This window comes from Oleiagrimonas sp. MCCC 1A03011, assembly GCF_003267965.1.
GTDB lineage: Bacteria > Pseudomonadota > Gammaproteobacteria > Xanthomonadales > Rhodanobacteraceae > Oleiagrimonas > Oleiagrimonas citrea.
On the sequence record NZ_MSPY01000003.1, the window covers coordinates 462592 to 488479 of the forward strand.

Below are 25888 nucleotides of genomic sequence, written 5' to 3' on the forward strand. Positions count from 1 at the left end.
CTGGCCTGATCCGCTCCGCGGCATAGCGGTTCACGGGAAAGCTGCGCGGTGACGAACGCGCTCAGTGATCGGCGAGTACTTCGTGCACGGCCGATGCCAGCTCCGGATCGCGCAACGCAAGATGCAGCGTCGCGCGCACCAGGCCGCGCTTGTTGCCACAATCGAAACGTTGTCCCTGGAAACGGTAGGCCAGCACGCTCTGCTGATGCAGCAGGCCCTCGATGGCATCAGTCAGCTGGATCTCGCCGCCGCTGCCGGGACGTGTCTGCTCGAGCAAATCGAAAATACGACTCGGCAGGACATAGCGTCCGACCACGCCGAGATTGCTCGGCGCATCCTCGGGATTCGGTTTCTCGACCATGTGGCGGATCTTGGCCGCACGTTCGTCGACCTCGTCACCGGTCGCGACGATGCCGTACTTGTGGGTCTGATCGTTCGGCACTTCCTCGACCGCGATCACGCCAGCGTCATGCGTCAGCGCGGCCTCGGCCATCTGGCCCAGCGCGCCCACGCCGTCATGCAGAATCAAGTCGTCGGGCAGCATCACGCCGAACGGCTCGTCGCCCACTACCGGCTTGGCGCAGAGCACCGCATGCCCCAGCCCCAGGGCCTCCGGCTGCGTGACGAAGATCGCGCGGACATGCGAGGGAAGCGTGCTGCGCACCAGTGCCAAAAGCGCATCCTTGCCCTTTTCCTCGAGCTTGGCCTCCAGCTCGTAGGCCTTGTCGAAGTAGTCGGCGATGGCGTGCTTGTAGCGATTGGTGACGAAGATCAGCGTATCGGCACCGGCATCGACGGCTTCGTCCACGGCATACTGGATCAGCGGACGGTCCAGTACCGGCAGCATTTCCTTGGCCACGACCTTGGTCGCGGGAAGGAAACGGGTGCCCAGACCGGCCACGGGAAAGACGACTTTGCGCAAACGCTTGCTCATGCGGCTCCTTCATTTTCTGCAGGGTGCAACGGCACGACGTTGTCGGATGCCGGTGTTTCATTCCAGCGGAACTCCGGAAGCAGATGCGAGATGAGATCCTGCATGGTGTCCTCGTCGCAGTCGCGAACGGACTTCTCGAGTTGGTCCAGCTGCGCACAGAGAAGCTCCCAGGCCATCTCGCGCGAGCGAGCCAGGAAGATCTTCGCATGCATGGTCGCGCAATATTCCTCGCGCGCGTGGAACAACTCCTCGAACAGCTTTTCACCGGGGCGCAGGCCGGTGAACACGATCGGCACATCCTCTCCGGGTTCCTTGCCCGCCAACCGGATCATCTGCTCGGCCAGATCGCGAATGCGGATCGGTTCGCCCATGTCCAGCGCGAAGATCTCGCCTCCCTGCCCCAGCGCCGAGGCCTGCAGAATCAGCTGGCAAGCTTCGGGAATGGTCATGAAGTAACGCGAGATCTCCGGATGCGTCACCGTGACCGGTCCGCCCTTGCGGATCTGCTCGCGGAACAGCGGCACGACCGATCCGGCGGAATCCAGTACGTTGCCGAAACGTACCGTGACGAAATGCGTGCGCCGCGACTGCCGCGAGAAGTTCTGGCAGAAAATCTCGGCCACACGCTTGCAGGCGCCCATGACACTGGTCGGATTGACCGCCTTGTCAGTGGAGATCAGGACGAAATGATCGACACCGCAACGATCCGCCGCGCGGGCAACCACTCGTGTGGTCAGGACGTTGTTGCGCACAGCCTCGCGCATCTGCCTTTGCAGCATAGGCACGTGCTTGTAGGCAGCGGCATGGAACACGATCTTCGGACGATACTTGTCGAACAGGGCATCGACGGCCGGCTGATCGCCGGCGTCAACCAGCAGCGCATGCAGCACCAGCTCCGGATACTGCGCACCGAGTTCACGCTCGATTCGATAGAGGTTGTATTCGCAGCTTTCCACGATGACCAGTTCGCTGGCTCCGAGCCGAGCGACCTGGCGACACAGTTCCGAACCGATCGAACCGCCGCCGCCCGTCACCAGTACCGTGTGCCCACTGATACTGGTGCGGATCGCAGTCCAGTCCAGCTGCACGCTGTCGCGACCAAGCAGATCCTCGATGGCGACATCCTTGATCTGGTTGAACTGCGCGCGCCCCGCCACGACATCGTCCAGACGTGGAACCGTGCGGAACGGCACACCGGTCGCCTGACACAACTCGACCACCCGGCGCATCTGCGCCGTACTTGCTCCGGGCTGCGCGATGAGCAGCATCTCCGCGGCCACTTCGCCGGCCAGCGCCGGAAGCTGATCCAGTCGACCCAGTACGGGGATGCCGTGCACACGCGCACCGCGCAGCGCGGCGTCGTCGTCGACGAAGCCGACCAGCCGATAGCGGCTGTCGCGACGAAGGTCACGCGCCAGCGTCTCGCCGGCGCGACCGGCGCCGATCACCAGGACTCGACGGCTCTTCTGGCTGGCGAAGAGATCCAGGCGGCTGTCCTTCCAGAAACGGTAGGCCAGACGCGGCCCCCCCAGCAGAACCGAGAGCGTGACCGGGTAAAGGAACAACACCGACCGCGGCACACCGGCCAGACGACTGTAGAGAAACAGTGTCAGTCCGATGCCGAGCGTGCCCACGACGGCCGCGCGGGCGATGTTCCAGAGATCGGGCAGACTCGCGAAGCGCCAGAGTCCCTTGTACAGACCGGTCCAGGCGAACACGGCGCCCTGCACGGCCAGCACAATGGGGAATTCGAGAGGCAGGAAATCCACCTGCCCGGTGCTGTGTGCCAGGACATAGCGCAATGCCTTGGCGAGCCACCAGGCCAGTGCGACCATGGCCAGATCGTGCAGCACGACAGCCAGTCTCGGATGGATCACGCCGATCAATCTACGCGTGCGCATGCCCGCCCCTCCTCGACACGCGCTGCAGACAATGTCGACGCGCCAACCACCAGATCAGCATGGTCACCGCATATGCGATCACGCAGATCCAGAATGCAAATCGCGGATCGCGCGCGGACAGCCACGCCAAGGGAGCGATGATCGCCAGGTTGTAGATCAGATAGAGCCATCCGGTTCGTCCGTGGGAAAAGCCGCTGCGCACCAACCATTGGTACAGATGCTCGCAGTGTGCAGTGTACCAACGACGGCCTCGCAGCATGCGGCCGGCCAATGTCATGCCCGCATCGACCATGAAGACCGCATGCAAGATGAGAACCGTCCACAACGCCGCAATATCTTCCCGGCACCATAACGCGGCCAGCATGAACACCAACAAGCCGGCGCCGCCACTGCCCACGTCGCCCATGAAAATGCGTGCCGGCGGCAGGTTATAGACCAGGAACCCCGTTGCCGCGGCGGAGAGCGCGAGATTCAGCATGGCCAGATGCGGCAGCCCCTGCCATGCGCACAACACCGCCGAGAACCACCCGACGAACACCAGTTGCATGCCGAGCATGCCGTCGCTGCCGTCCATGAAGTTGTGCAGATTCACGCTCCATGCGGCAACCAGCACCATCGGGGGCAGCCACCAGAACGACCACCCGGCCGACACGACCAGGTATGCGCAGAACAAGGCAGCCGCCAGCAGATGCACAACCAGTCGCGGCAAAGCCGGAAGGTTTCGGTGATCGTCCAGCCAGCCGACGCAGGCGACCAGCAGCGCAGCCAACAGAAAAGCCGCGCCAAGCATGGAGGGCAAGGTGAACCAAAGCACCGGCGCCATCCCGAGCAAAGCGCCGAGAATCAGTCCCAGCCCCCCGCCACGCGGCGTCGGCAGCGTATGTGAACGGCGCTGTCCCGGGTGATCGAGCATGCCGCGCCGGCGTGCGTAATCGACCATGAATCCGGTGACCAGCACGGCGACGAGCATGGACACCAGAACGGACACGGTCGCCAGGACGAGCAGATGCAGGTTCATGGGCGACTCACTCGTTGGCCACGCCGAGAATCGGCAGCACCGTGGACCAGTTCTTGCAACTCGGACACTGCCAGTGGTGCGCCTTGGCACCGAACCCGCACTGGCTGCAGCGATACATCGCCTGCCCGGCCAACAGCTTGCGCGTCAGGTCGCGCAGGATGAGGAAGTTGGCATGCGCCTCGCCGGATACCTTGTCCATGGTCGCGTCGATGAGCGCCATCAGGCCGCGCACCGAAGGCCGCATGCGCAGTTGCGCAGTGAGGAACTCGACAGCGGCGCGCTCGCCATCGCGTTCGCGGTAGATCTGCGTCAACGCGAGCACGGGCGAGATGCCGTGATACTGCTCGATGACATCCTGCAGAAAATGTTCGGCACGCGTCATGTGCCCGGCTCGGGCATAGCTTTGCAGCAGAGGCGGGAGGATCTCGGGAACGAAGGCCAGATTGGAGCGTGCGGCACATTCATAGCTCTCGATAGCCGCCTCGTCGTCGCCGGCATGCCCATGCATGGCGCCATCGATCATGTGCGCACGCACGCATCCCGCCTCGTGCTCGAACGCCTGCTTCAAGTAATTGGCGGCATCTTCCACGGCGCCGTGATGACGCGCCTGTTCGGCCAGTTCGCAATAGAACTGGGCGATGTCGTGCGATTGCGACTGACCTGTCATCTTCTCCAGGCGACGGGCGTGCTCGATCGCCTGATGCCAGTCTCGTTCGTGCTGGTAGATGGCGATCAAATGACGCAGGGCCGAGGGTGCATGCGCGTTCATCGCGGCCAGATCGGCGAACAGCGTCTCGGCGCGATCGAGCAGACCGGCACGCATGTAGTCTTCGCCCAATTCGAGCAGCGCGACCGTCTTCATGTCGTCGCTGAGATTGGGGCGCGAGACCAGATGCTGATGGATGCGAATGGCGCGATCGACCTCGCCTCGGCGACGGAACAGATTGCCCAGCGCCAGATGCGTCTCGACGGTGTCGCGATTGTATTCGGCCAGACGCAGGAAGACCTCGATGGCCTTGTCCTGCTCCTCGTTGAGCAGATAGTTCAGGCCCCGAAAGTAATCCGAGGACAGTGCGTTCACGCGTGCGCCGGAATGACGCGCACCGGCACGCCGCGCAATCCACCAGCCGCTCAGAAAGGCCAGCGGCAGTAGTGCGCTCAACAGATAGATCGGATTCATGCGTCGGCCACGTCCTTGCGAGCCTTGCGGGTTCGACGCCGGTCGCGCAGGTGCCTCGCGCTGACGCCCCACCAGGCAGTGAATCCGCCCAGCAGCCAGCCCAGCACGAGCGCCGCGAGCAATGCGCCGCCCTTGGGAAGTTCCGCTTGCGCGAAACCGAAGTCATAGCCGACCAGGTCGGCATTCAGTGCGCCGAACACGACGCCGGCGGCAATACAGACGAGCAGCAGAATGAGAATCAGGATGCGCATGCGCAAAGACTACCCGATTGCCCCTTCGACGCACAGACACGCCGTGCGTGCTGCGACGATCAGTCGTCGCCGCCGTTGTTGACGCGTTCGCGCAGTTCTTTGCCCGGCTTGAAATGCGGCACGTGCTTGCCCGGAAGGGCCACGGCCTCGCCGGTCTTCGGGTTGCGGCCCATGCGCGGCGGCCGATAGTGCAGCGAGAAGCTGCCGAAGCCACGCACCTCGATTCGGTCGCCTTCGGACAGTGCGCGACTCATCTGCTCGAGCAGACCCTTCACGGCCATCTCGACATCGCTGTAGGCCAGATGCGTCTGTCCGCGCGCCAGCGCTTCAATCAGTTCGGATTTGGTCATGGTACCCGCAGTTTCCCTGGTGCACAGACCGTACAGCTCCCCTGTCAAGCCGTGCCTTGTTTGCAATCTGCTCCCCCTGTGCATGACGCATGCGGATGCGCCACGCGAGCAGGAATACCCCATCTTTCACAACAAGACCGTGCGGGGCGGCACAAACCGCCCCGCACTCGTCCCTTCCTTACTCGGAGTCGGGCTTGTTCATCTGCTCCTGCAGCAACGCACCCAGCTTGGTGGTGCCGCCGGCAGTACCCTGGTACTCGGCCAGCGTTTCCTTCAGCTCGGCCTCGTCCTTGGCGCGGATCGAGATCTGCAGCATGCGACCACGACGATCCATGCCGGTGAAGCGGGCTTCGACTTCGTCACCGACCTTGAGATGATCGGTGGCGTCCTCGATGCGCTCCTTGGCAATGTCGTTGGCACGCAGGTAGGCCTCGACACCATCGCCCAGGTCGACCACGGCGCCCTTGGCGTCGACTTCCTTGACCGTGCCCTTGACGATCGTGCCGCGCGGATTCGCCGCCATGAACTGGCCGAACGGATCCTGCTCCATCTGCTTGATGCCCAGGCTGATGCGCTCGCGCTCGGGATCGACCGCCAGCACCACCGCCTCGACTTCCTCGCCCTTCTTGAAGTCGCGGATCAGGTCTTCACCACCCTGCCACGAGATGTCGGACAGATGCACCAGACCGTCGATGCCGCCTTCCAGGCCCACGAAGATGCCGAAGTCGGTGATCGACTTGATCTGACCGGAGACCTTGTCGCCCTTGTTGTGCATGGCGGCGAAGGCTTCCCACGGGTTGGACTGGGTCTGCTTGATGCCCAGCGAGATGCGGCGACGCTCCTCGTCGACGTCCAGCACCATGATCTCGATCTCGTCGCTGACCTGGACGACCTTGGCCGGATTGACGTTCTTGTTGGTCCAGTCCATCTCGGACACGTGGACCAGACCCTCGACGCCCGGCTCGATCTCGACGAAGCAGCCGTAATCGGTGACGTTGGAGACCTTGCCGAACAGGCGGCTGCCGACCGGGTAGCGGCGGGAGATGTTGACCCACGGGTCGTCGCCCAGCTGCTTCAGACCCAGCGAAACGCGGTTGCGCTCGCGGTCGAACTTCAGCACGCGCACGTCCAGCTCGTCGCCGACGTTGACGACTTCGGACGGATGGCGCACGCGCTTCCAGGCCATGTCGGTGATGTGCAGCAGGCCGTCGATGCCGCCCAGGTCCACGAACGCGCCGTAGTCGGTGAGGTTCTTGACCACACCGTGCACGATCGCGCCTTCGGTCAGGCGCTCCAGCAGCTTCTCGCGCTCCTCGGAGTACTCGCTCTCGACCACCGCGCGGCGGCTGACGACGAGATTGTTGCGGCGGCGGTCCAGCTTGATGATCTTGAACTCGAGGTCCTTGCCCTCGAGGTAGCTCGGATCGCGCACGGGACGCACGTCGACCAGCGAACCGGGCAGGAAGGCGCGAACGTCGCGAATGTCGACGGTGAAGCCGCCCTTGACCTTGCCGGAGATCTTGCCGGTGACGATCTCGTCCTTGTCGAAGGTTTCTTCCAGGTCGTCCCACACCATGGAACGCTTGGCCTTCTCACGCGAGAGCTTGGTCTCGCCGAAGCCGTCTTCGAGGGCTTCCAGCGCAACCTTGACCTCGTCGCCGACCTCGACTTCGAGGTCGCCGTTCTCGTTCTTGAACTGCTCGATCGGAACGATGCCTTCGCTCTTCAGGCCGGCGTTGATGACGACAACGTCGGGGCGGACCTCGACCACGATGCCGGACACGATGGCGCCGGGCTTGAGTCGGGCGAGGGTCTGTTCACTCTGTTCGAACAGTTCAGCGAAACTTTCAGTCATGTGATTTCCGTAGGATGGTAAAGGCCGAGGCCCGCATGTCCCGTAGGTTGTTCGCAGCCGGACTTGCGCTGCGTTGGATGCGGAGAAAACGGCCCGCCTGTTGTGGGTGCATCGGCACCGTTGATGTCAGTCCGTGCCGCAGCGCGGACTCCGTAAATGAGGCATCGGAAGCAGGTCTGGGAAACTTGCAAACCAAGTCCACGACTGCCCTTTTGCCCCCTTCTCCCCTGGGACGCGGACCTTCAGTCCGGCTGTACCAGGGCAATGACCTTTGCAACCACCGCGTCGATGGGCATGCCGGTCGAATCGACGAGCAATGCGCCCTCGGCGGGTTTGAGCGGAGCCACGGGGCGACTGGCGTCGCGTTCATCCCGTGCCTCGATCTCACGTTGCAGACCAGAAATTGTAACGCTGAGACCCTTTTCCTTCAACTGCTTATAGCGTCTTTTTGCACGCTCGGCAGCACTGGCCGTCAAAAAGACCTTGAACGGCGCATCCGGAAAGATCACGGTGCCCATGTCGCGACCGTCGGCGACCAGTCCCGGACGCTTGCGAAACGCCAATTGCTTGTCCCGCAAGGCTTCTCGCACGGCAGGAATGGCCGCGACCGCGGACGCGGCCGCGCCGCAGGTCTCGGTGCGGATCTCGTCCGTGGCGTCATGCCCGTTCACGACCACCCGGGTGTCGCTGCCGTCCTCGCTCGGCCGAAAGCGGATTTTTGCCGCCAGCGCGCAGCGCGTGACCGCATCGGCATCCGTCAGGTCGATATCCGCCATTGAGGCAGCGTACCCGACCGCGCGGTACAACGCGCCGGAATCCAGCATGTGCCACCCCAGACGTTCGGCCACCAGTCGACTGACCGTCCCCTTTCCGGAACCGGATGGGCCGTCGATGGTCAGCACAGGGGCAAGGGGCTTGGAAGGCATGGCGACTCCGAATCAGGGCAATCCGGACCATTCTAGCCCGCGTTGACCCGTTTTCGGACGCATGCTACAAGCCGAGGGCATTCAGGGGGAATGCGGAAACGTGCCTGATTCATGACCGACCTACCGTCCCTGTTCGAACGCGCCGTGACTGCGGCCCGCCGTCTGCCGGAGCGACCCGACAACGACACCCTGCTACGCCTCTACGCGCTCTACAAGCAAGCCACTGAAGGCGATGCAGACGGCCCGCAGCCGGGTTTCTTCGACTTCGTCGGCTGCGCCAAGCGAGAAGCGTGGGAGCAACTCGCCGGCATGACCGACGACGAGGCCATGCGCAACTACATCACGTTGGTGCGCGCACTCGGCGCCAAGGTCTGAGCCATCCCCGGACTGCACGCCGGACACGCATCCCGATCAGGGACCGAAACCGATCTCGTCGCCCTGATGTTTGCGATCCCAGGCCCGTAATTCATCGCGGATGTGCGCAATGCGCTGTCGTCCCAGCGCATTGTGCTCGTCGTCGAGCACCTGCCCGCCCAACAGCTCGGCCATGCGCTGAGCCGTCGGCAGCATTGCGTCCCAGGCGTCCAGCGCCGAGACCGGGCCCGGAAGCGTCATGAAGAAGCTCAGGCCGGTAGTCGTCAGATCGACAACTCGGCTCAGATCGAAACTGCCCGGCTGCAGCATGTTGGCCACGCTGAAGATCGGCCCCAGCTCTGGCTTGCCTTCGAGCAGTCGATGGAAAATGCCCTTGTGGCCGAAATCCAGCCCGGCCTTGTCGGCGGCCACCACGAGATCGGCCCCCTGAAACACCGCGTTGCCCGGTGCCACTACATTGACCGCAACGATGCGCTCCACCGGCAGATCGGCAGGCCGCTGTCCCAGAGTCGAACGATGCGGATCGTGCGCCGGAGCAGGTGGTGCGGGCGCGGTGCGCTGCGCGGGCTCGATCGGAGGCAGCTCGATTTCCTCGACGTCGGCTTCCGGCTCGCTCTTCTGGGTCTCCAGCAGCGAAGCCTGGAACGGTTCGACCTGCGTGGTGCGCAAGTCCTCGTCGGGCATCGCATCGTCCGCGTCGAGTCCGTCTTCCTCTTGCGCATCGACACCGAATGTCGGTTCGCGACGCTCACCGCGAGAACCGGAGGGCGGCACCGGTTGACGGCGCCCCTGTCCGGGCTTGCGTGGCTGACCAAACAGCCAGATCAGGCCCAACACGATGAGGCCGATGATCAACAACGGAATGCCGACGGCGGGGTTCCAGTGCATGCCCTACTCCAGAGTTCTTTCGCGAACGGTCTTGTGCGCGCCGACGCCGTTCACGTCGACCGATGCCGCCTATTCTTGCGCCTGTCGCAGCGCAAGCCAACCTTCCGAATGGCTACGGTTCAGGCCGCACCCGCCAGACGCGCGGCCTCGGCCAGGTCGACCTGCACCAGACGCGACACGCCCGGTTCGCGCATGGTCACGCCGCACATCTGCTCGGCGGCCTCCATGGTCGACTTGTTGTGGGTCACGAACAGGAACTGCACGCGGTCGCTCATTTCCTTGACGACGTTGGAAAAACGTCCGACGTTGGCCTCGTCCAGCGGCGCGTCGACTTCGTCGAGCAGACAGAACGGCGCGGGATTGAGCGCGAAGATCGAGAACACCAATGACACCGCGGTCATGGCCTTCTCGCCGCCGGACAGCAGCGTGATGTTGCTGACGCGCTTGCCCGGCGGGCGCGCCATGATGGTCACGCCGGTATTGAGCAAATCATCGCCGGTCAGCTCGAGGTAGCCGTGACCGCCGCCGAACAAACGCGGGAACAGTTCCTGCATGCCGGCGTTGACCTTGTCGAAGGTTTCCTTGAAACGCTGACGGGTCTCGCGATCGATCTTCTTGATCGCGTTCTCGAGCGTCTCGAGCGCGCTGCCGAGATCCTCCAGCTGCGCATCCAGGTATTTCTTTCGCTCAGCCTGTTCTTCGTATTCCTGAATCGCCGCGAGATTGACCGGCTCCAGTCGCTGGATGCGCTGCGCCAGGGTCTCCAGATCCTTCTTCCAGACCGAGGCGTCGGCGTCCTCGGCCAGATCCTGCAGCAGCGCTTCCGGTTCCAGGCCGAGTTCGCCGATGGATTCTTCCAACTGCCGCGCGCGAAGTTCCAGCGCTTGCGCGGACATGCGCTTCTCGGACAGGGATTCGCGTTTGGCCTGCAGCGTCTGCTCGAGTTGCTGGCGATCCTGCTCCAGACGCCGCACCTGGGCGTCGCTCTCTTCGACGGCGCGACGCGCCTCGACCAGTTTCTTGTCGACCAGCAGCCGCTGATCCAGGCACGCCTGACGTTCGGCCTCTAGTTCGGCGATCGGACTGGAGCCTTCTTCCAGCTGCTGTTCGATAGCTTCACGGCGCGCCTGCAATTGCTGCAGCTGGGCCTCCATGCGTGACACGGACTGCTTCAGAGACTGCTGCGCGGAACGGCGCGATTCCAGACTGAGCGCCAGCTCATGCGCCTGATCGGAGGCGTCGCGTGCGTTCATGCGCGCTTCCTCGCGCGCTTCGAGCAGAGTGCGACGCTCGTTGTCCAGTTCGCGGCGACGGTCTTCCAGGTCGCCCATGCCGGAAACGGTCTGATCCAGACGCGAACGCGCCTCGCGGGTCTGCTCCTGCAACGCCGCGTGGTGTTCGTTCAGTTCCTTGAGCTCGCCCTCGATCTTCTCGGCACGCGCGCGCGCCGTTTCGACCTTGCCGCGATGACTCTGCAATTGCCCGGCCAGTTCCGAAAGACGCCGGTGCGCGGTGTACAGCTCACGCTGGGCATCGTCACGCACACGCTCGGCTTCAGCCTTCTCGCTGCGCAGCGTCTCGAGTTGTTCCGTCAACATCTCCACGCGCGTTTCCAGTTGCTGCACCTGTTCGCGCAGCTGCTGGATCTCGCGCTCACGTGCCAGCACGCCCACCTGATTGTCACCGGCGCGGCGCACACGCGCCCACTGCGGCGAAAGCCACAGACCGTCGCGGGTGATGACGGATTGCTGCGGCGACAGATCCGCGACCCGCTGCTGCGCGGCCGAGGCGCTGTCGGCGGTATGCACTTGCGCCAGAAGAGCCATGGCCGCAGCCGGGCCCTGCACATGTCCGGCCAACGTTCCCGCCGTCGAAGCAGCGGATTCCTGTGCGACCACGGTGATACTGGCGTCGTCGAGTTGCTCGAGTTCGTCGATCAGCTTGTGCGGATCGTCGACCAGCACGCCATCGAGCATACCGGCAAGCACCGTTTCGACGGCGGTCTCCCAACCGGGCTCGACCTTCAGCGCTTCACCAAGACGACGCGCCTTGTCCAGGCCGAGCCGCGAGAGCCATTCACTCGCTGCGCCCTCGTCCTGACCGAGCGCCGCATGCTGCAGCGCCTCGAGTGAGGACAGACGCCCGGAGGCAGTCTGCAACGCGTGGCGGGTCTGATTGAGCTCGGCCTGCGTCTCGCGTTCACGCTCGATCACGCCTTCGTGGGCCTGCTTGCGTTCTTCCAGTGCGGCACTGAGCGATTCGACCTGAACGCCCTGCCGCTCATGATCGCTGGCCAGCGTCTCGGCCGCGGCGGCCAACGCCTCGACGTCGCTGGCGCGTTGTTCGGTCTGCAGCGCTTCACGGCGGCGCGACAGATCCAATGCCTGCCGGTCCAAATAATCCAGGCGGGTACGCTCGACCTCCGCGGCACGCGACGCCTCGGAAGCCGTGCCCGTGTGCTTGTCCCAGCGCTCCTGCCAGTCGGACAACTTCGCCTCGGCGTCGCGCTGGGCTTCGGCGGTGGCCTGCTTGGCCTCGCGCAACGTCTCCAGCTTGGGCGTGCCCTCTTCCAGCGCGGTGTTCAACGTGGCCAGCTGTTCGCGATCGGCATCCAGATGGCTGACCAGTTCGCCATGCTCGCGCTCGGCGTCGGCCTTGGCGCGCTCGAGACGCTCGGCGGTCTCCTGGTTGTGCCGAACCTGCTGCTCGACACGGGCGATCTCCGCGCCGATGCGGTAGACCTCGCCCTGCACCTCGTTCATGTGCTCGTTGGCGGCGTGATGGTGCTCGCGCGTGGACTCGATGCGCGCCTGCAGTTCACTCTGCTCGGCGACGAACTTCTCGATCTCCAGCTCGGACTTGCGCAGTCCTTCGCCCTGACTCTCGTGCTTGCGGCGCACGCCCCGGTATTCCAGCGCCTGCAGCTCGGCCTGCTTGCGTTTTTGCTCTTCCTTGTAGCCCTTCCAGCGTTCGGCCGCGCGCGCCTGGCGATTGAGGTGCTCGAGCTGTTTCTCGACTTCCTCGCGCACGTCGGAAATGCGTTCGAGGTTCTCACGCGTATGACGGATACGGGTCTCGGTCTCCTTGCGCCGCTCCTTGTACTTGGAGATGCCCGCGGCCTCCTCCAGATGCCCACGCAACTCGTCCGGATGCGAGTCGATGATCTGGCTGATCATGCCCTGCTCGATGATCGAGTAGCTGCGCGGCCCCAGGCCGGTTCCGAGGAAGATGTCCGTGATGTCGCGACGACGGCAGCGGCTGCCGTTGAGGAAGTACTGCGACTGGCCATCGCGGCTGACGGTGCGCTTGACCGAGATTTCCGCGTACTGCGCGAACTCGCCCTGCACCGTGCCGTCGCTGTTGTCGAAGATCAGTTCGACCATCGCCTGCCCGACCGGCTTGCGCGCGCTGGAACCGGAGAAGATCACATCGGTCAGCGAATCGCCGCGCAGGCGGCTGGCCGCACTTTCGCCCATCACCCAGCGAATGGCATCGATGATGTTGGACTTGCCGCAGCCATTGGGACCGACAACGCCGGTCATGTTGGTGGGCAGATGCAGGGTGGTCGGATCGACGAAGGACTTGAATCCGGCCAATTTGATGGTGGTCAGGCGCATGCGTGTCCGTATTCGCTGGAGTTCGCCCGGTCGTCAACGCCGGACTTCATCGGTTCGTGGAGCCATGTCAAGCCGCCACTGTGCCAAGGGTGTCATGCAGGCGCAATCTGCGAATTGAGCAGCCATTTAAATCAATGGCTTGCACAACACTCCTCAGGTTAAATCACCCGCCGGATCCGGCGTTACCGAGCCATTCTTGCGGGCGGACGCCCTACGGGGCCTCTCCCGGCGCGTGGGCCTCGATGGCCAACGCGTGAATACCGTCGCCCATCAACGCCCCCACGGCATCGTAGACCAAACGGTGCCGCTTCAGGGGGAGCAGACCCGCGAAGGCCTCGCTGGTGACGCGCACCCGGTAATGCCCCTGCCCCTCGCCGGCATGCCCGACATGCAAATGACCTTCATCGAGCACTTCCAGCGACACGGGCCGCAGCGCCTCGGCGACCCGCGTGCGAATCTGCTCGACCATCTCTGCGCTCATGGCATCACCTGGATGAACGGCTGCACGTCGACGCGCGCATAGACGCCGGCCTCGACATACGGGTCGGCATCGGCCCAGGCGCGAGCCGCGTCCAGGGATTCGAATTCCGCCACGATCAAGCTGCCGCGGAACCCGGCAGGTCCCGGCTCCGTCGAATCGATGGCCGGGAACGGTCCGGCCAGACGGATGCGGCCTTCGGACTGCAGCGCCTGCAGACGGGCCAGGTGTGCCGGACGCGCGGCTTTGCGCTTGTCCAGTGACTCGGGATGATCGAATCCCATGATGACGTACCACATGGCGGAACTCCGCAAGAACTCGGGCCGCAGAGTCTAGTGCATGCCTGCCCGCGATGGGTCGACACATCATCACGCCGCGCCGCGTCAGCCTCGCGCAACGGCGGCACGATTATCCCTTGAAGGTTTTGGCGCCATTGCGTTTGGCGAAGGGCGCGTACTTGTCGGCCTTGTCCACGAATACCTTGCTGAAACTCTTCCCCGCATGATCCTTGCTGCCGACCACATGACCGAGAGCCGTATGTACACGACTGCCATCACCACCGCCGTAGAAGTCACGCCCCGCCTCGGCGAGCATCAGGTTGCTCATCTTGTGGGCCCATTTCTGACCGCGTGAAGTCAGGCCCGCCTGGCCGAAGGACGTCGCCGCCGCATCTCGGTCACCTGCAATCATGTGCTGCATCCCGGTGGCGACGTGCGACCGCCGCTCCTCGAGCGAGGCATCCGAGCGCCAGTAGACCTTGTCCCCGCTTCCGGCATTCGCCAGCCTCTTGTCGAGACGAACGGCAAGATCGGGGTAATCGTAGATCTTGCTCTTGTCCTTCACCCGGCTGTTCCAGACGGCGGCGATGTCGTTGCCGACGTGCAGCGAATGCACGCCCATCTGGCCCGGGGCGAACTCGACCTTGCGATTGACCGTCTTGACCTGCTTGCGAACCGACTTGATGTCCCCGTGCCCGCGCACGGCTTCCGACATGGACAGGATTGCCCCCGTCTGCTCGGGAATCTTCGAGAAATCGAGCGCCGCGTACTTTTGCACGTCCGCAAGCTTGCGCTTGCCGGGGATGCCCACTCCGCCGGCCATGTTCATGGTCGGCTGCTTGTTTCCCAGATCAAGCAGCGCCCGGTACTCCTCCTGGCTGATCGATTTTCGGCTCTGGCGCTTCGGCAACGACGATTTCGACACCGGAGAAGAACGCTTTTTGTTGATCGGGGAATTCCGTTTGTCGACGCCCAGATCGACCACTTTCTTGGGCGGTCCCTTTCCGCCTCGACCCCGACCAGACATGGCTCCGCTCCTTCGACGCATCGTCCTGATGATGCGTCGAAACTAGATCCGCAGCAGCGGCTCGGTCAAGCCAGGAATGCGCTCAGGCTTCGGGCCGCATGTACGGGAACAGCAGCACATCGCGGATCGATGCCGAATCGGTCAGCAGCATGACCAGACGGTCGATGCCGACGCCCAGCCCACCGGTCGGGGGCAGGCCGACTTCCAACGCGCGGATGTAGTCGGCGTCGAAGTGCATGGCTTCGTCGTCACCCGCATCCTTGGCCTCGACCTGGGCACGGAAGCGCGCGGCCTGATCCTCGGGATCGTTGAGCTCGGAGAAGCCGTTGGCGATTTCCTTGCCGCCGATGAACAGCTCGAAGCGGTCGGTCATGCCCTTGTCGGTGTCGTTCTCGCGCGCCAGCGGCGAGACCTCGACCGGGTGGTCGGTGATGAAGGTCGGCTGGATCAGGTCGCCCTCGACTGTCTTCTCGAAAATCTCCAGCAGAATCTTGCCCCAGCCATAGGACGGCTTGACCGGCACGCCCAGACGCTCGGCATGCGCGGCCATGGCTTCGCGGTCGCGGATGTCTTCCGGCTTGATCTCCGGGTTGGCCTCGAGCACGGCCTGGTCCATGCGCCAGCGGCGGAACGCCGGCCCCAGGTCAATGTCCTGACCGTCCCAGGTCACCTGTGTGGTGCCGAGCACATGTTGCGCGGCATCGCGGATCATGGCCTCGGTCAGGTCCATCACCTCGTGGTAGCTGGCGTAGGCCTGGTACAGCTCCAGCATGGTGAACTCGGGATTGTGCCGCGTGGACACGCCCTCGTTGCGGAAGTTGCGGTTGATCTCGTAGACGCGGTCGAAGCCGCCGACGACCAGACGCTTCAGATACAGCTCCGGCGCCACGCGCAGGTACAGCTGCATGTCCAGCGCGTTGTGGTGGGTGACGAACGGACGCGCCGTGGCGCCACCGGGGATGACGTGCATCATCGGCGTCTCCACTTCCATGAAGCGGCGCGGCTCGTCCTCCAGCCACTGGCGGAGACGGCCGATGATGTGCGAGCGCTTGCGGAAGGTCTCGCGCGCCTCGGCGGTGACGATCAGGTCGGTGTAGCGCTGACGGTAGCGGCGCTCGACGTCGGCCAGACCGTGGAACTTGTCCGGCAGCGGACGCAGGTTCTTGGTCAGCAGCTTCAGCGCATCGACCCTGATCGACAGCTCGCCGGTCCGGGTGCGCATCAGCACACCCTCCGCGCCGATGATGTCGCCGGTGTCCCAGCCCTTGAAGGCGTCGTAGGTGTCGTCACCCAGCGTGCCCTTGTGGATGAACAGCTGAATGCGCGCGGTGAAGTCCTGCAACTGGACGAAGCTGACCTTGCCCTGCACGCGCTTGAGCATGATGCGTCCGGCCACCTTCACGCGGCGCGCCTGCGCCTCGATGGTCTCGGCCGGCCAGGCTTCGGCGTCGGCATACTCGGCCTGCAGGTCGCCGGCAAAGGCATCCGGACGGAAATCATTGGGAAACGCCACGCCCTGCTCGCGCAAGGCACGCAGTTTCTCGCGACGCTCGGCGATCAACTTGTTGTCGCCGGCCTCGGCCTGCGCCGCTGCCAAGGATTCTGCCGGTGCTTCGCCGGAACCGTGTGTTGCCGTCATCGGGGGAGCCTGTACCAAGTGGAACTGCGCAGTGTATGCGAGCGGCCGCGCATCACAAAGCCTTGCGAGGTCATGATCACCCCTGAAAACGACCTATCGGTTGGATATAGACCGTTTACCGCATTGCGGCACGAGATACGTCGAGCAAGCCTAGAGCGATGGGGCCGCAGAACATCGACGCGACACCCGGTATCCCCTACCGAGGAGAAAGCACGATGAAATTCCGTTACCACACCACCCTGCTGACCGCGCTGCTGGCTCTTGTCGCCGCCTTCGCGTCAGCCTCCGCCTTCGCCGCCGACGAGAAGAAGGACGACGCTAGCCACCGCAACATCACCTCCGAATGGATTCTGTGGGTCAAGCGTGGCGATGAACAGGCGTTCGAAGCCGCTATCAAGAAATACGCCGCCTGGCGCAAGGATCAGGGCGAAAACACGCGTTGGGACATCTACCAGCCTGTCGTCGGTTCCGACCTGGATCACTATGTGATCCGTTCCGAGAACCACACCTGGGCCGACTTCGACGCCAACAGCAAGTGGGCCATGGAGCACAAGGCCGGACCGCAGTACATGGAAGACGTGGCGCCATACGTCAAACACGAGGAGCACTACTTTTCCGCCTATGACACCAAGCACAGCCACTGGATGTCGGACGAGGGATACCGCTATTTCGCGGTCTACAGCTATCACTTCAAGCCCGGCAGCCGGGATACCGTCAAGAACGTGCTGAGCAAGATCCACAAGGCGGTGACCGACGAGAAGTGGCCGCACAGCTACGGTATCGAATACACCATCGGCGGCAAGGAGGGCATGAGCGTGGTCATGCCGATGAAAAACTATGCCGACATGGAAGAGCCGGACCCGAACCTGATGAAGGTCGTGGCCAAGTCGCTGGGATCGGAGACGGCCGCGAAAGCACTGTGGCACGATTTCGCCATGGCGATCCATAAACGCAGCATGGCTATCTATATGCACCGGCCCGATCTGTCGACGCCGAAGTAGGACTTCCGCGCGATACACGCGAACAGACAGCCGCTCCGGAAACGGAGCGGCTGTTTCATTTGGATCAGGCGTTGGCGTCGGCGCGTTTGGCGCCAGCTTCGAGACCGGACTTCAGCGCACCCTCGACGAATTCATCCAGATCGCCGTCCAGCACCTTCTGCGTGTCGCTGCGCTCGATACCGGTGCGCAGATCCTTGATACGCGACTGGTCCAGCACGTAGTTGCGGATCTGGCTACCCCATCCGATGTCGGACTTGGTCGCTTCCAGCGCATCCTTCTCGGCATTACGCTTCTGGATCTCCAGTTCGTACAGCTTCGCGGCCAGCATCTTCATCGCACGATCACGGTTGGCGTGCTGGCTGCGTTCGGTCTGACAGGCCACGACCACGCCGCTGGGTACGTGCGTGATACGCACGGCGGACTCGGTCTTGTTGACGTGCTGACCACCGGCACCGGAAGAACGGTACACGTCGGTCTTCAGGTCGGCCGGATTGATGTCGATGTCGATGCTGTCGTCGACCTCGGGCGAAACGAACACCGAGGTGAAGCTGGTGTGGCGGCGATTGTCCGAGTCGAACGGACTCTTGCGCACCAGGCGATGCACGCCGATCTCGGTCTTCAGCCAACCGTAGGCGTAGTCGCCTTCGACCCGCAGCGTGGCCGATTTGATGCCCGCCACTTCGCCGCCGGAGACTTCCAGCAGCTCGGTCTTCCAGCCGCGGTGCTCACACCAGCGCAGGTACATGCGCAGCAGCATCTCGGCCCAGTCCTGCGCCTCGGTGCCGCCGGCGCCGGCCTGGATATCGACGAACGCGTTATTGGCGTCCATCTCGCCGGAGAACATGCGCTGGAACTCCAGTTTATCGACACGGCGCGCCAGCCCGTCGACATCCTTCTGCACGGAATTCACCGTGTCCTCGTCGCCATCGTCGGCGGCCAGTTCCAGCAATTCGCCGGCATCGGACAGCCCGGCGGTCAGACTGTCGATACCGGTGACGATTTGTTCCAGGCGGGCGCGTTCGCGGCCCAGATCCTGCGCACGCGACGGATCGTCCCACACCGTGGGATCTTCCAGTTCGCGGGTGACTTCCTCTAGACGTTCACGCTTGCCCGGGTAGTCAAAGAAACCCCCTGAGCGCGTCGACGCGGCTCTTGAGGTCCGCGATCTGCGCAAGGATCGGATTGATCTCGATCATGATGATGTTCCGTACGAATGCATCGCCCGACGCCATGCCGGGCAAAGGCGCCGAGGATAGCAAATGCCGCTGCGGCTTTCAGTCGCCGGAGACGCCTTCGAGCAGCCAGGCGCGCGCGGCCGGCAACTCACTGCCGGGAAAACTGCGGAACTCGCCGGGAAACAGGGCGCTGATCGCCGGTACCGTCTGCGCGATCCAGCCAATATCGCCCACGATCGCAACCCGCTCGAAACCGCTGAAATGACGCAGCCCGAGCTTGGCGTCGTCCCACATCGCACGCGTTTCAAAGCCGGTGAAGTCGTCGGCGAAGCGGTAGAGCAGGCGCACCTTGTCGCGCAGTGCGAACATCGCCTCGAGGTCGGGCACGATGACGTTCTCGTAATCGTCCGCCGTCACTTCCCCGTGCGCGCTAAAGCCCACCACACCCGCGGGAAGACCAGTCATCTGCTTGATCATGCGCACACACCTCCGTTTCTTCTATATGTCTACGTGGCTCAGGCCTTCAAGTAGCCACGCTCGATGGCCAGACGATACAGGTCCAGCTCTGAACCGGCGCCAAGCTTGCTCATCAGACTGGCCCGATGAATGTAGACGGTCTTCTGACCGATGCCCAATGCGGCAGCCGCCTGTTTCGGCGTCTTGCCTTCGGCCAGCAATAGAAACACCTCGCGTTCGCGCGCGGTCAGACGCACCAGCGGATCGACCTCTTCTCGGGATTGCGTGGAACGACGCCGCGCCACGTCGGAACTGATGTACTGCTTGCCCTGCATCACCGCACGCAGGCCGGCGACCAGCTCTTCCGGCGCCGCCCCCTTGGTGACATATCCGCTGGCACCGCGGCGAAGCGCTTCGGACACATAGGGCTCACTGTCGTGCATGCTGAGAATCACCACACGCGTCTTCGGCGCGATGCTGAGCAGGTGCTCGACCAGTGGTAGACCGCTCGCGTCGGGCAGCGACAGGTCCAGTGCGATAAGATCCGGCGCCGCGCGCGAGACGGCTTCGACCGCCTCGTCGGCATTGCAGCACTCGGCCGTGACTTCGAGATCCGGCTCGATTTCGATCAGGCTCTTGAAGCCTTCGCGAACAATGGCGTGGTCGTCGACCAGAACAATGCGATACATGCCGTGACTCTACCCTCTAATCCATGAGAGCGGGGAGCGTGGCGTAACACCTGCCCGCATGTAAACTGTTTGATTGATGCGTCTCTCCTCGCCAATCTGGAGCCGCGGACCACTGGTCGGCCTATTGTACTTCGCCGCCTGGCTCGTGCTGCTCAACTATGTCGCTCCGCAGTGGATGATTTCACCCGGCCTGCGTTTCGGTGCGCTGTTGCTGGCACGCCCGCGCTACTGGCCGTGGCTGATTGCCGGAGAATGGGCTGCCCACCTTCTTTTCCGCGTCGGGTCCGCTGAAGACGCGGCCTGGCTGCACGCATTCATCACCAACGATGCAGCCGCCGTGCTGGTTGTCGGCGTCTGCATCGCCATCCTGCGACGTTTCGGCCTGAAGGCCACCCTGCGCACCCCCGAGGATGTGGCCCGCATGCTGGCCGCGGCGCTGATCACAGCGTTCGTCAATACCCTGCTCTGCTGCACGCTCAGCAATGTCATCCATGCACAGATGGCCTTGCAGAGCCTGGGCAGCGTGATCGGCAGCGAATTGCTGCGCGAGTACCTGGGCAGCCTGCTCGTCGTGCCGATCATGATCATGGCGGTGCGAGAACCGCCCGAACGCCAGGAGATCGCCCGCACGTTGCTCGAAGCGCTGTTCGTGCTGCTGCCCACCATGATCCTGCTGCTGGTGATGCTGAAGAGCTCGCAACCCCTGCCCAGCTTCGCCCGCATTCTCGCGCTGGTCCCGGTACTGCTGTTCGCCTTCCGCAATGGCTGGCGCGGGGCCATCTTTGCCATGGTGCTCATCAATGGCGGCATGATGGCGTTCACCCGCGTCGACTTGAACCAGTTTCCGTCCACCGAGTCGTTGCTGTTCCTGGCCGTGGCCGGAACCGGCGCACTGGTGCTGGGTGCCGCCTCGGACGCCCTGCGCCGAAGCAGTCGCCGCCTGTCGATCCAGAATGCCCGCCTGGAGGGCGCCAATCGCCGGCTGGATCAACTGGCCCGGCAGCTCAGCGAGGTCGCGCGTCGCAATCTGCGCACCGAGGAACAGCAGCGGCGTTATGTCGCCGCCGAGCTGCATGACGAACTCGGCCAGAACCTGACCGCGATCCAGACCCGCGTGAAACTGGCTCAGACCCGACTGCGCGAGGCCGGACTGTCGGACGTCGCCACCTCGATCAATGACATCCTCGCACACATGCGCGCCGCGGTGCGACGACTGCTGAACAGCCTGCGCCCGACGGTACTGGACGAATTCGGCCTGGCCCGCGCGCTGGAGGAAGGTCCCGTGCGCGACCTGCTGAAAACCGCCGGCGTGGACTACCAGCTGCACCTGCGCGGCAACCTGCAGGACCTGGACGAAGACACCCGCATCACGGTCTATCGCGTGGTCCAGGAAGCGGCCACCAACACCGTACGTCACGCCATGGCCAGCCGATTCGTCCTGCGCGTGCTGAGCGGCCGACGCAATGGACGCCGGATGGTCGCGCTGGATATGCGCGACGACGGCGTCGGACTCGGCGGCGACCACACCGGAAGCGGTCGGCGCAGCGGCCATGGGTTACAGAGCATGCGCGATCGTGTCGCGGCGCTGGGCGGAATCCTGCGCATCCACATCAGTGAAAACGGAACCCGCTTGCGCATCCTGCTTCCTGCGAGTGGCCGCGAGCATTGAAAGCCTGCGAAATCGCAAGGCAAGCATTTGCTTTTATTGGATTTTCCTAACCCTCTTAACGTGTAGGAAATTTTCCAATATTCATCCGTCGTTAACGTGGCTAAGCTTCATCCCAACGTTGTGGGGGAGTCGCCGCCTAGCGGCGATCCGAGCCAATCGTGGGGACGGTTGGTTCAACGGCCCGAAAGGAATCGGGTCTTCCGGAGATGGATCATCCGGAATGCGCAGTGACGCGCCGCCGGGTCGCTCCCGGCTCGAGCCGCGCGAAGAACAAGGAGTTCTTCCGCGGCCTTTTATTTTCCGGCATATCGAACCGCGCGAGCTCGCCTGCTCCGCGGCGCAACGCTGTCTCGATCTCGAGAACGGCTGATTATTTCTTCTGGTCGGACTTCGGTCGCACGTAGAGCACCAGGCTGTGGTCCTGGATCTCGTAACCGTGACGCTCGGCAATCTCGTGCTGCAGCTTCTCGATCTCGTCACTGACGAACTCAATGACCTTGCCGCTGTCTACATCGATCATGTGGTCGTGATGCTGGCCTCGATCGAGCTCGAAGACGGCCTGCCCGCCCTCGAAGTTGTGCTTGATCAGAATACCGGCAGCCTCGAACTGCGTGAGTACGCGATACACCGTAGCCAGACCGATGTCTTCCTGGCTGTCGAGCAGGCGGCGATAGATGTCTTCGGCGGTCAGGTGGCGCTGCGGGGATTCCTCGAAAAGATGCAGGATGCGCATGCGCGGGTGAGTGACCTTCAGGCCGGCCTTGCGAAGTTCTTGCGTTTCCTGATCCATGCGGGGTTCCCGGGGCGCATTTGAACGCCTTGTCTATCTACGCGTAGTGTATCATCGACCCTTTGGACCAAACCGGATTTTCGCGACATGCGCAAGCTCTTTCTGCCACTGCTTCTCGCAGGCTTGGCCGTCCTCATGGCGGGCTGCGGCCTGGTCTACAAACCGACCATTCAGCAGGGGAACCTGATCGAGAAGAAGGTCATGGACCAGCTGAAACCCGGCATGACCAAGCGACAGGTCATGGTGCTGCTGGGCACCCCCGCGATCAGCTCGCCTTTCGACCATGATCGCTGGGATTACATCCAGACCACCAAGATGCGCGGCAAGAAGACCGTGGAGCACAAGCTCTCGCTCTACTTCGAATACGGCGTGCTCGCACGTACCGAAGGCACCTACTATGGCCAGAACGCCAGCAAGGAGCAGGAGCTGCTCGATCAGGCCAAGAAATACCACGTCGAAGTCTCGGGCAAGAGCGCCAAGGGCGACAAGAATCACGGCGACGATTCCGGCGAGTGACGCCCTAGCCTCCTCGATCGGCCCGGCGCCGCCGGGCCTGCATCGGATCCATCTGCAACGGACGATAGATTTCCACACGATCACCATCGCGCAAGCTGTGATCGCGACCGACCTTGCGACTGAAGATACCGACCGGCGCCATCGACACATCCAGATGCGGGCACGCCTGCGCCAGATCGCAGGCAGCAAGCGCTTCGGCCACCGTGGCTCCCTCGTGCAAGCAGAGTTCACGGAAATAGGTACCGCCCGGCCAAGCATGCACCACCTGCACGGTCATATCGTCAGCCATACGCGCGCTTAGCCTCCGCACAGAAATCGTCGACCATGCGGTTGGCCAGGCTCTGGAAGCCGATACGCAAGGCCGCAGCACCCAGCCGCGAGGAGAATTCGAAATCCAGCTCCAAAGCAACCTTGCAACCGGCGTCACCCATGGGCGTGAACGTCCAGACCCCGTCCAGCTTGCGGAACGGACCATCGACGAGCTCCATGTCCAACCGCGCCGGACGATGGCCGCGATTGCGCGTGGTGAAACCATGACGCAACCCGGCAAAGCGCAGATCCAGGCGCGCCACGAGAGTGTCGCCCTGGCGTTCGAGCAGGGTCGCCCCCACACACCAGGAAAAGCGCTTTGGGTATGCTTCGACATCATTGACCAGGTCGAACATCTGTTCAGGCGTGTAACGCACGATGGCGCTTCGGCGGATCTGGACCACGGATTCCTCAATTCATTTCGGACGCCGCACGCGGCGGCTGACAAGCACACAGTCTAGCGAACATGGCCAAGAACAAGGACAAGGCATCGTCGAAAGGCGGCAGCACCATCGCGCTGAACAAGCGCGCACGCCACGAATACCACATCGACCGCCGCTACGAAGCCGGTATCGCCCTGCAGGGCTGGGAAGTGAAGGCATTGCGCGCGGGCCGCATCAACTTCGGCGACAGCTACGCCATCATCAAGGACCGCGAGATCTATCTGTTCGGCACCTCGATTCCCGCGCTGATATCGGCCTCGACCCACGTGATTGCCAACGACCGGCGCACACGCAAGCTGCTGCTGAACCGTCGCGAGATCGACGAACTCATCGGTGCGGTCGAGCGCAAGGGCTACACGCTGATTCCCACCGCGATGTACTGGAAGCAGAACAAGGTCAAGGTGGAGATCGGTCTGGCCAAGGGCAAGAAGGCGCACGACAAGCGCGAGACCGAGAAGGAACGTGACTGGAACCGCGAAAAGCAGCGCGTCATGAACGCGCGTAATCGCTGATTCCCGTCCACACCCGACGCAATAAAGACATCGGCCGATCATGGAGGATTCCATGATCGGCCGATCGGTTTTGGTGGAGGTGGCGGGAGTCGAACCCGCGTCCGAAGGCGTTTGACGCCCGGATCTACATGCTTAGCTCACCGTTGCGTCTCGTTCTGCGGCAGCACGGTGTGCAAAGCGCACCGCAGAACCAGCCTGCTTGATTTGACCTCGGACCGACAGGCAACAATCCGAAGGCGGTCCCGCGTGGATGACCCTACACCGGCCCGCACGGGCACAGACTGGTTCGGGGCTTACGCCTTAAGCGGCGAGAGCGTAATTGCTATCGTTGGCAATTATATGTTTTGCGGCTGGATTAACGAGGAAAGCTGCCCCCTCGGCATGCACCAAGCCATCGCACTACCCCCGTCGAAGCCATGACACCCCCGGGGAAAACTGCGTGCTGGCAGACTCAAGTATATAGGCGCTTCGACGCCATTCAAGAGATGCGCGAGATTCAGCTCGATCTTTTTTCGCCTGGCCCGCATCGCACGCGACGGCCCGACCGAGCACAAATGAAGCCGGCCGCATGGAGCGGCGGCCGGCTTCATCGAAAATGTCCATGCGTAGATCGGCCGGCTCCCGTGTCACTGATTGGCAATGATGTTCAGAATCACGCCAGTCGTGATCGCAACCAGCAGGAAATCGCCATTGTCACTGCGCTGCCAACGATAGCCGGGCGGCGGCGCATGCAAGTGGTGCGCACGCCAGTCGGTAATGACGTAGCGCCTCGAACGATACATCTCCGGCACACGCCCCCCCTTGTGATACCAGCCTTCCTTGCGGCCGCGATCGTGATGCAGGCGCCCATAGCCGTGCTTGCCGGCATGCGGATTTCCGTGACCGCGACCATGGCCACGACCGGCATGTCCCGGAGGATCGGCCAGCGCGGCACCCGCGAACATCAGCGATGCGGCACACAGCGCAACCATCAGTTTCTTCATTTTCATGTGATCTCCCTCGTTCCGGTGAATGCGGGCAGGCAGCGAACCGCACCGGAAAGTGACGGTACAACCGCAATTCATGCCTGAGGCCAGCCTGTTGGACACCGGCAGAAGCCTGGCTGAACGGCCGACCCGCCACGCTCTTTGTGCGACAGAAATCGCATTTCAGAGCCGTTTTCGCCCGCTCAAGCGGGGCCTAGGCCACAGGTCATAGTTGACGATCTCGATCTTGGTGTTATAGTTCACTACAACACCAGTCACCTAGGCCACCAAGGAGGCCGTCATGAGCACTCGCAAGACCATCGCCGCCGTCGCGTCCGTCGCCATCCTGGTTTCCACGGTCACCGTCTTCCGCACCAGCGCGAATACGCCCGTCACGTACGCCAAGTCCGCGGCCGCCGCCGCACTGAACCATGCCGCCGCCACCGAACTGGCTCCGGTCGTCGTCTATGCCTCTGCCCTGCCGCGCGATACAGTCGGTTCGCTCGATGCATCGTTCGACCATGGCGTGAAGGCCGACGCCGGTCTGTCGTCGCTGGAAAGCAGCGCGCTGCGCATCGGTTCGCAACTGTCCATGCCCTACTACTCGTTTGCCTCGAATCTGCACACCCTGATCAAGGAATAAGGC

The 25888-nt window shown here is 63.3% G+C and carries 27 protein-coding genes and 1 other RNA gene; 6 read left to right on the forward strand and 22 right to left on the reverse strand.

Annotated elements, in window-relative coordinates; genetic code table 11:
• Positions 1-61 precede the first annotated feature (61 nt).
• The 8 genes from galU to cmk form a co-directional block, all read right to left on the reverse strand.
• Entirely contained in the window at positions 62-934 is an 873-nt protein-coding gene (gene galU / locus BTJ49_RS08670) for a UTP--glucose-1-phosphate uridylyltransferase GalU (protein WP_113064965.1), read from the reverse strand.
• Positions 931-2835: a nucleoside-diphosphate sugar epimerase/dehydratase gene (locus BTJ49_RS08675; RefSeq protein WP_113064966.1), complete on the reverse strand. Its 1905-nt coding sequence runs from the start codon at positions 2833-2835 to the stop codon at positions 931-933. Before BTJ49_RS08675 ends, galU begins: the two co-directional genes overlap by 4 nt.
• On the reverse strand, positions 2822-3853 hold the full coding sequence (locus tag BTJ49_RS08680) for a glycosyl transferase family 4 (RefSeq protein ID WP_113064967.1): 1032 nt from the start codon (positions 3851-3853) through the stop codon (positions 2822-2824). Before BTJ49_RS08680 ends, BTJ49_RS08675 begins: the two co-directional genes overlap by 14 nt.
• Positions 3854-3860: 7 nt before the next feature.
• Positions 3861-5033: a lipopolysaccharide assembly protein LapB gene (gene lapB, locus BTJ49_RS08685; RefSeq protein ID WP_113064968.1), complete on the reverse strand. Its 1173-nt coding sequence runs from the start codon at positions 5031-5033 to the stop codon at positions 3861-3863.
• Positions 5030-5284, reverse strand: coding sequence for a LapA family protein (locus BTJ49_RS08690; RefSeq protein WP_113064969.1), 255 nt, complete (start codon positions 5282-5284; stop codon positions 5030-5032). The genes lapB and BTJ49_RS08690 overlap by 4 nt, the downstream gene beginning before the upstream one ends.
• 59 nt (positions 5285-5343) lie before the next feature.
• Entirely contained in the window at positions 5344-5634 is a 291-nt protein-coding gene (locus BTJ49_RS08695; RefSeq protein ID WP_113064970.1) for an integration host factor subunit beta, read from the reverse strand.
• Between the two features lie 178 nt (positions 5635-5812).
• Positions 5813-7489: a 30S ribosomal protein S1 gene (gene rpsA / locus BTJ49_RS08700; protein WP_113064971.1), complete on the reverse strand. Its 1677-nt coding sequence runs from the start codon at positions 7487-7489 to the stop codon at positions 5813-5815.
• A 242-nt stretch (positions 7490-7731) separates the two neighbouring features.
• Positions 7732-8415, reverse strand: coding sequence for a (d)CMP kinase (gene cmk / locus BTJ49_RS08705; RefSeq protein WP_113064972.1), 684 nt, complete (start codon positions 8413-8415; stop codon positions 7732-7734).
• Positions 8416-8526: 111 nt separating this feature from the next.
• Here cmk and BTJ49_RS08710 point away from each other — a divergent pair, with 111 nt between their 5' ends.
• On the forward strand, positions 8527-8790 hold the full coding sequence (locus BTJ49_RS08710) for an acyl-CoA-binding protein (protein WP_113064973.1): 264 nt from the start codon (positions 8527-8529) through the stop codon (positions 8788-8790).
• Between the two features lie 36 nt (positions 8791-8826).
• Here BTJ49_RS08710 and zipA read toward each other — a convergent pair whose 3' ends face one another.
• From zipA to lysS, 6 genes are all read right to left on the reverse strand, one after another.
• On the reverse strand, positions 8827-9678 hold the full coding sequence (zipA, locus tag BTJ49_RS08715; protein ID WP_113064974.1) for a cell division protein ZipA: 852 nt from the start codon (positions 9676-9678) through the stop codon (positions 8827-8829).
• A gap of 119 nt (positions 9679-9797) precedes the next feature.
• Positions 9798-13295: a chromosome segregation protein SMC gene (smc, locus tag BTJ49_RS08720; protein ID WP_113064975.1), complete on the reverse strand. Its 3498-nt coding sequence runs from the start codon at positions 13293-13295 to the stop codon at positions 9798-9800.
• Between the two features lie 211 nt (positions 13296-13506).
• Complete coding sequence (locus BTJ49_RS08725) at positions 13507-13776, reverse strand: BolA family protein (protein WP_168184703.1); 270 nt, start codon at positions 13774-13776, stop codon at positions 13507-13509.
• On the reverse strand, positions 13773-14072 hold the full coding sequence (locus tag BTJ49_RS08730) for a YciI family protein (protein WP_113064976.1): 300 nt from the start codon (positions 14070-14072) through the stop codon (positions 13773-13775). The genes BTJ49_RS08725 and BTJ49_RS08730 overlap by 4 nt, the downstream gene beginning before the upstream one ends.
• 109 nt (positions 14073-14181) lie before the next feature.
• A complete protein-coding gene (locus tag BTJ49_RS08735; protein WP_146742311.1) occupies positions 14182-15078 on the reverse strand; it encodes a hypothetical protein in 897 nt (298 codons plus the stop codon).
• A gap of 82 nt (positions 15079-15160) precedes the next feature.
• Complete coding sequence (lysS, locus tag BTJ49_RS08740; protein WP_113064978.1) at positions 15161-16717, reverse strand: lysine--tRNA ligase; 1557 nt, start codon at positions 16715-16717, stop codon at positions 15161-15163.
• Positions 16718-16932: 215 nt separating this feature from the next.
• Here lysS and BTJ49_RS08745 point away from each other — a divergent pair, with 215 nt between their 5' ends.
• Positions 16933-17718: a hypothetical protein gene (locus tag BTJ49_RS08745; protein ID WP_113064979.1), complete on the forward strand. Its 786-nt coding sequence runs from the start codon at positions 16933-16935 to the stop codon at positions 17716-17718.
• Positions 17719-17782: 64 nt separating this feature from the next.
• Here BTJ49_RS08745 and prfB read toward each other — a convergent pair.
• The 3 genes from prfB to BTJ49_RS08760 all read right to left on the reverse strand — a co-directional run bounded on the left by prfB (position 17783) and on the right by BTJ49_RS08760 (position 20038).
• Positions 17783-18914 (reverse strand): peptide chain release factor 2 gene (prfB, locus tag BTJ49_RS08750; RefSeq protein WP_113065113.1). Its coding sequence is split into 2 segments (ribosomal slippage): positions 17783-18838 and positions 18840-18914, totalling 1131 coding nucleotides; the frame shifts between segments, so codons are not numbered across the junction.
• Between the two features lie 78 nt (positions 18915-18992).
• The gene (locus BTJ49_RS08755) at positions 18993-19370 is read right to left on the reverse strand and encodes an STAS/SEC14 domain-containing protein (protein WP_113064980.1); all 378 of its coding nucleotides are present in this window, start codon (positions 19368-19370) and stop codon (positions 18993-18995) included.
• A gap of 38 nt (positions 19371-19408) precedes the next feature.
• Positions 19409-20038: a response regulator transcription factor gene (locus BTJ49_RS08760; protein WP_113064981.1), complete on the reverse strand. Its 630-nt coding sequence runs from the start codon at positions 20036-20038 to the stop codon at positions 19409-19411.
• A 76-nt stretch (positions 20039-20114) separates the two neighbouring features.
• Here BTJ49_RS08760 and BTJ49_RS08765 point away from each other — a divergent pair, with 76 nt between their 5' ends.
• Positions 20115-21707: an MASE1 domain-containing protein gene (locus BTJ49_RS08765; protein WP_113064982.1), complete on the forward strand. Its 1593-nt coding sequence runs from the start codon at positions 20115-20117 to the stop codon at positions 21705-21707.
• Between the two features lie 370 nt (positions 21708-22077).
• Here BTJ49_RS08765 and fur read toward each other — a convergent pair whose 3' ends face one another.
• The gene (fur, locus tag BTJ49_RS08770; protein WP_113064983.1) at positions 22078-22497 is read right to left on the reverse strand and encodes a ferric iron uptake transcriptional regulator; all 420 of its coding nucleotides are present in this window, start codon (positions 22495-22497) and stop codon (positions 22078-22080) included.
• Positions 22498-22584: 87 nt separating this feature from the next.
• Here fur and bamE point away from each other — a divergent pair, with 87 nt between their 5' ends.
• On the forward strand, positions 22585-23013 hold the full coding sequence (gene bamE, locus BTJ49_RS08775) for an outer membrane protein assembly factor BamE (RefSeq protein ID WP_113064984.1): 429 nt from the start codon (positions 22585-22587) through the stop codon (positions 23011-23013).
• Positions 23014-23017: 4 nt separating this feature from the next.
• Here the strand turns inward: bamE and BTJ49_RS08780 are convergent, their stop codons facing one another.
• Both BTJ49_RS08780 and BTJ49_RS08785 read right to left on the reverse strand, forming a co-directional pair.
• Positions 23018-23302 carry an RnfH family protein gene (locus BTJ49_RS08780; protein WP_113064985.1) on the reverse strand — a complete coding sequence of 95 codons (285 nt, stop codon included), beginning with the start codon at positions 23300-23302 and terminating at the stop codon, positions 23018-23020.
• Positions 23295-23726 carry a type II toxin-antitoxin system RatA family toxin gene (locus BTJ49_RS08785; protein ID WP_113064986.1) on the reverse strand — a complete coding sequence of 144 codons (432 nt, stop codon included), beginning with the start codon at positions 23724-23726 and terminating at the stop codon, positions 23295-23297. Before BTJ49_RS08785 ends, BTJ49_RS08780 begins: the two co-directional genes overlap by 8 nt.
• 62 nt (positions 23727-23788) lie before the next feature.
• Between BTJ49_RS08785 and smpB the strand changes: the two genes are divergently transcribed.
• Positions 23789-24277: an SsrA-binding protein SmpB gene (smpB, locus tag BTJ49_RS08790; protein WP_113064987.1), complete on the forward strand. Its 489-nt coding sequence runs from the start codon at positions 23789-23791 to the stop codon at positions 24275-24277.
• Between the two features lie 71 nt (positions 24278-24348).
• Here the strand turns inward: smpB and ssrA are convergent.
• Positions 24349-24704: a transfer-messenger RNA gene (gene ssrA, locus BTJ49_RS08795) on the reverse strand.
• Positions 24705-24903: 199 nt separating this feature from the next.
• Positions 24904-25266, reverse strand: coding sequence for an RcnB family protein (locus BTJ49_RS08800; protein ID WP_240151513.1), 363 nt, complete (start codon positions 25264-25266; stop codon positions 24904-24906).
• Positions 25267-25543: 277 nt separating this feature from the next.
• Here BTJ49_RS08800 and BTJ49_RS08805 point away from each other — a divergent pair, with 277 nt between their 5' ends.
• Complete coding sequence (locus tag BTJ49_RS08805; RefSeq protein WP_113064989.1) at positions 25544-25885, forward strand: hypothetical protein; 342 nt, start codon at positions 25544-25546, stop codon at positions 25883-25885.
• Positions 25886-25888 lie beyond the last annotated feature (3 nt).

What these genes read in the sequence shown, in the direction of transcription:
- BTJ49_RS08730 (WP_113064976.1), bottom strand. Translation starts at nt 14,072, where the DNA reads ATGTGGTACGTCATCATGGGATTCGATCATCCCGAGTCACTGGACAAG.
- BTJ49_RS08760 (WP_113064981.1), bottom strand. Translation starts at nt 20,038, where the DNA reads ATGTATCGCATTGTTCTGGTCGACGACCACGCCATTGTTCGCGAAGGC.
- fur (WP_113064983.1), bottom strand. Translation starts at nt 22,497, where the DNA reads ATGGATCAGGAAACGCAAGAACTTCGCAAGGCCGGCCTGAAGGTCACT.
- BTJ49_RS08695 (WP_113064970.1), bottom strand. Translation starts at nt 5,634, where the DNA reads ATGACCAAATCCGAACTGATTGAAGCGCTGGCGCGCGGACAGACGCAT.
- BTJ49_RS08690 (WP_113064969.1), bottom strand. Translation starts at nt 5,284, where the DNA reads ATGCGCATCCTGATTCTCATTCTGCTGCTCGTCTGTATTGCCGCCGGC.
- BTJ49_RS08725 (WP_168184703.1), bottom strand. Translation starts at nt 13,776, where the DNA reads ATGAGCGCAGAGATGGTCGAGCAGATTCGCACGCGGGTCGCCGAGGCG.
- BTJ49_RS08710 (WP_113064973.1), top strand. Translation starts at nt 8,527, where the DNA reads ATGACCGACCTACCGTCCCTGTTCGAACGCGCCGTGACTGCGGCCCGC.
- BTJ49_RS08675 (WP_113064966.1), bottom strand. Translation starts at nt 2,835, where the DNA reads ATGCGCACGCGTAGATTGATCGGCGTGATCCATCCGAGACTGGCTGTC.
- bamE (WP_113064984.1), top strand. Translation starts at nt 22,585, where the DNA reads ATGCGCAAGCTCTTTCTGCCACTGCTTCTCGCAGGCTTGGCCGTCCTC.
- lysS (WP_113064978.1), bottom strand. Translation starts at nt 16,717, where the DNA reads ATGACGGCAACACACGGTTCCGGCGAAGCACCGGCAGAATCCTTGGCA.
- smpB (WP_113064987.1), top strand. Translation starts at nt 23,789, where the DNA reads ATGGCCAAGAACAAGGACAAGGCATCGTCGAAAGGCGGCAGCACCATC.
- BTJ49_RS08735 (WP_146742311.1), bottom strand. Translation starts at nt 15,078, where the DNA reads ATGTCTGGTCGGGGTCGAGGCGGAAAGGGACCGCCCAAGAAAGTGGTC.
- smc (WP_113064975.1), bottom strand. Translation starts at nt 13,295, where the DNA reads ATGCGCCTGACCACCATCAAATTGGCCGGATTCAAGTCCTTCGTCGAT.
- lapB (WP_113064968.1), bottom strand. Translation starts at nt 5,033, where the DNA reads ATGAATCCGATCTATCTGTTGAGCGCACTACTGCCGCTGGCCTTTCTG.
- galU (WP_113064965.1), bottom strand. Translation starts at nt 934, where the DNA reads ATGAGCAAGCGTTTGCGCAAAGTCGTCTTTCCCGTGGCCGGTCTGGGC.
- BTJ49_RS08800 (WP_240151513.1), bottom strand. Translation starts at nt 25,266, where the DNA reads ATGAAAATGAAGAAACTGATGGTTGCGCTGTGTGCCGCATCGCTGATG.
- cmk (WP_113064972.1), bottom strand. Translation starts at nt 8,415, where the DNA reads ATGCCTTCCAAGCCCCTTGCCCCTGTGCTGACCATCGACGGCCCATCC.
- BTJ49_RS08765 (WP_113064982.1), top strand. Translation starts at nt 20,115, where the DNA reads ATGCGTCTCTCCTCGCCAATCTGGAGCCGCGGACCACTGGTCGGCCTA.
- BTJ49_RS08805 (WP_113064989.1), top strand. Translation starts at nt 25,544, where the DNA reads ATGAGCACTCGCAAGACCATCGCCGCCGTCGCGTCCGTCGCCATCCTG.
- BTJ49_RS08780 (WP_113064985.1), bottom strand. Translation starts at nt 23,302, where the DNA reads ATGGCTGACGATATGACCGTGCAGGTGGTGCATGCTTGGCCGGGCGGT.
- zipA (WP_113064974.1), bottom strand. Translation starts at nt 9,678, where the DNA reads ATGCACTGGAACCCCGCCGTCGGCATTCCGTTGTTGATCATCGGCCTC.
- BTJ49_RS08755 (WP_113064980.1), bottom strand. Translation starts at nt 19,370, where the DNA reads ATGATCAAGCAGATGACTGGTCTTCCCGCGGGTGTGGTGGGCTTTAGC.
- rpsA (WP_113064971.1), bottom strand. Translation starts at nt 7,489, where the DNA reads ATGACTGAAAGTTTCGCTGAACTGTTCGAACAGAGTGAACAGACCCTC.
- BTJ49_RS08745 (WP_113064979.1), top strand. Translation starts at nt 16,933, where the DNA reads ATGAAATTCCGTTACCACACCACCCTGCTGACCGCGCTGCTGGCTCTT.
- BTJ49_RS08680 (WP_113064967.1), bottom strand. Translation starts at nt 3,853, where the DNA reads ATGAACCTGCATCTGCTCGTCCTGGCGACCGTGTCCGTTCTGGTGTCC.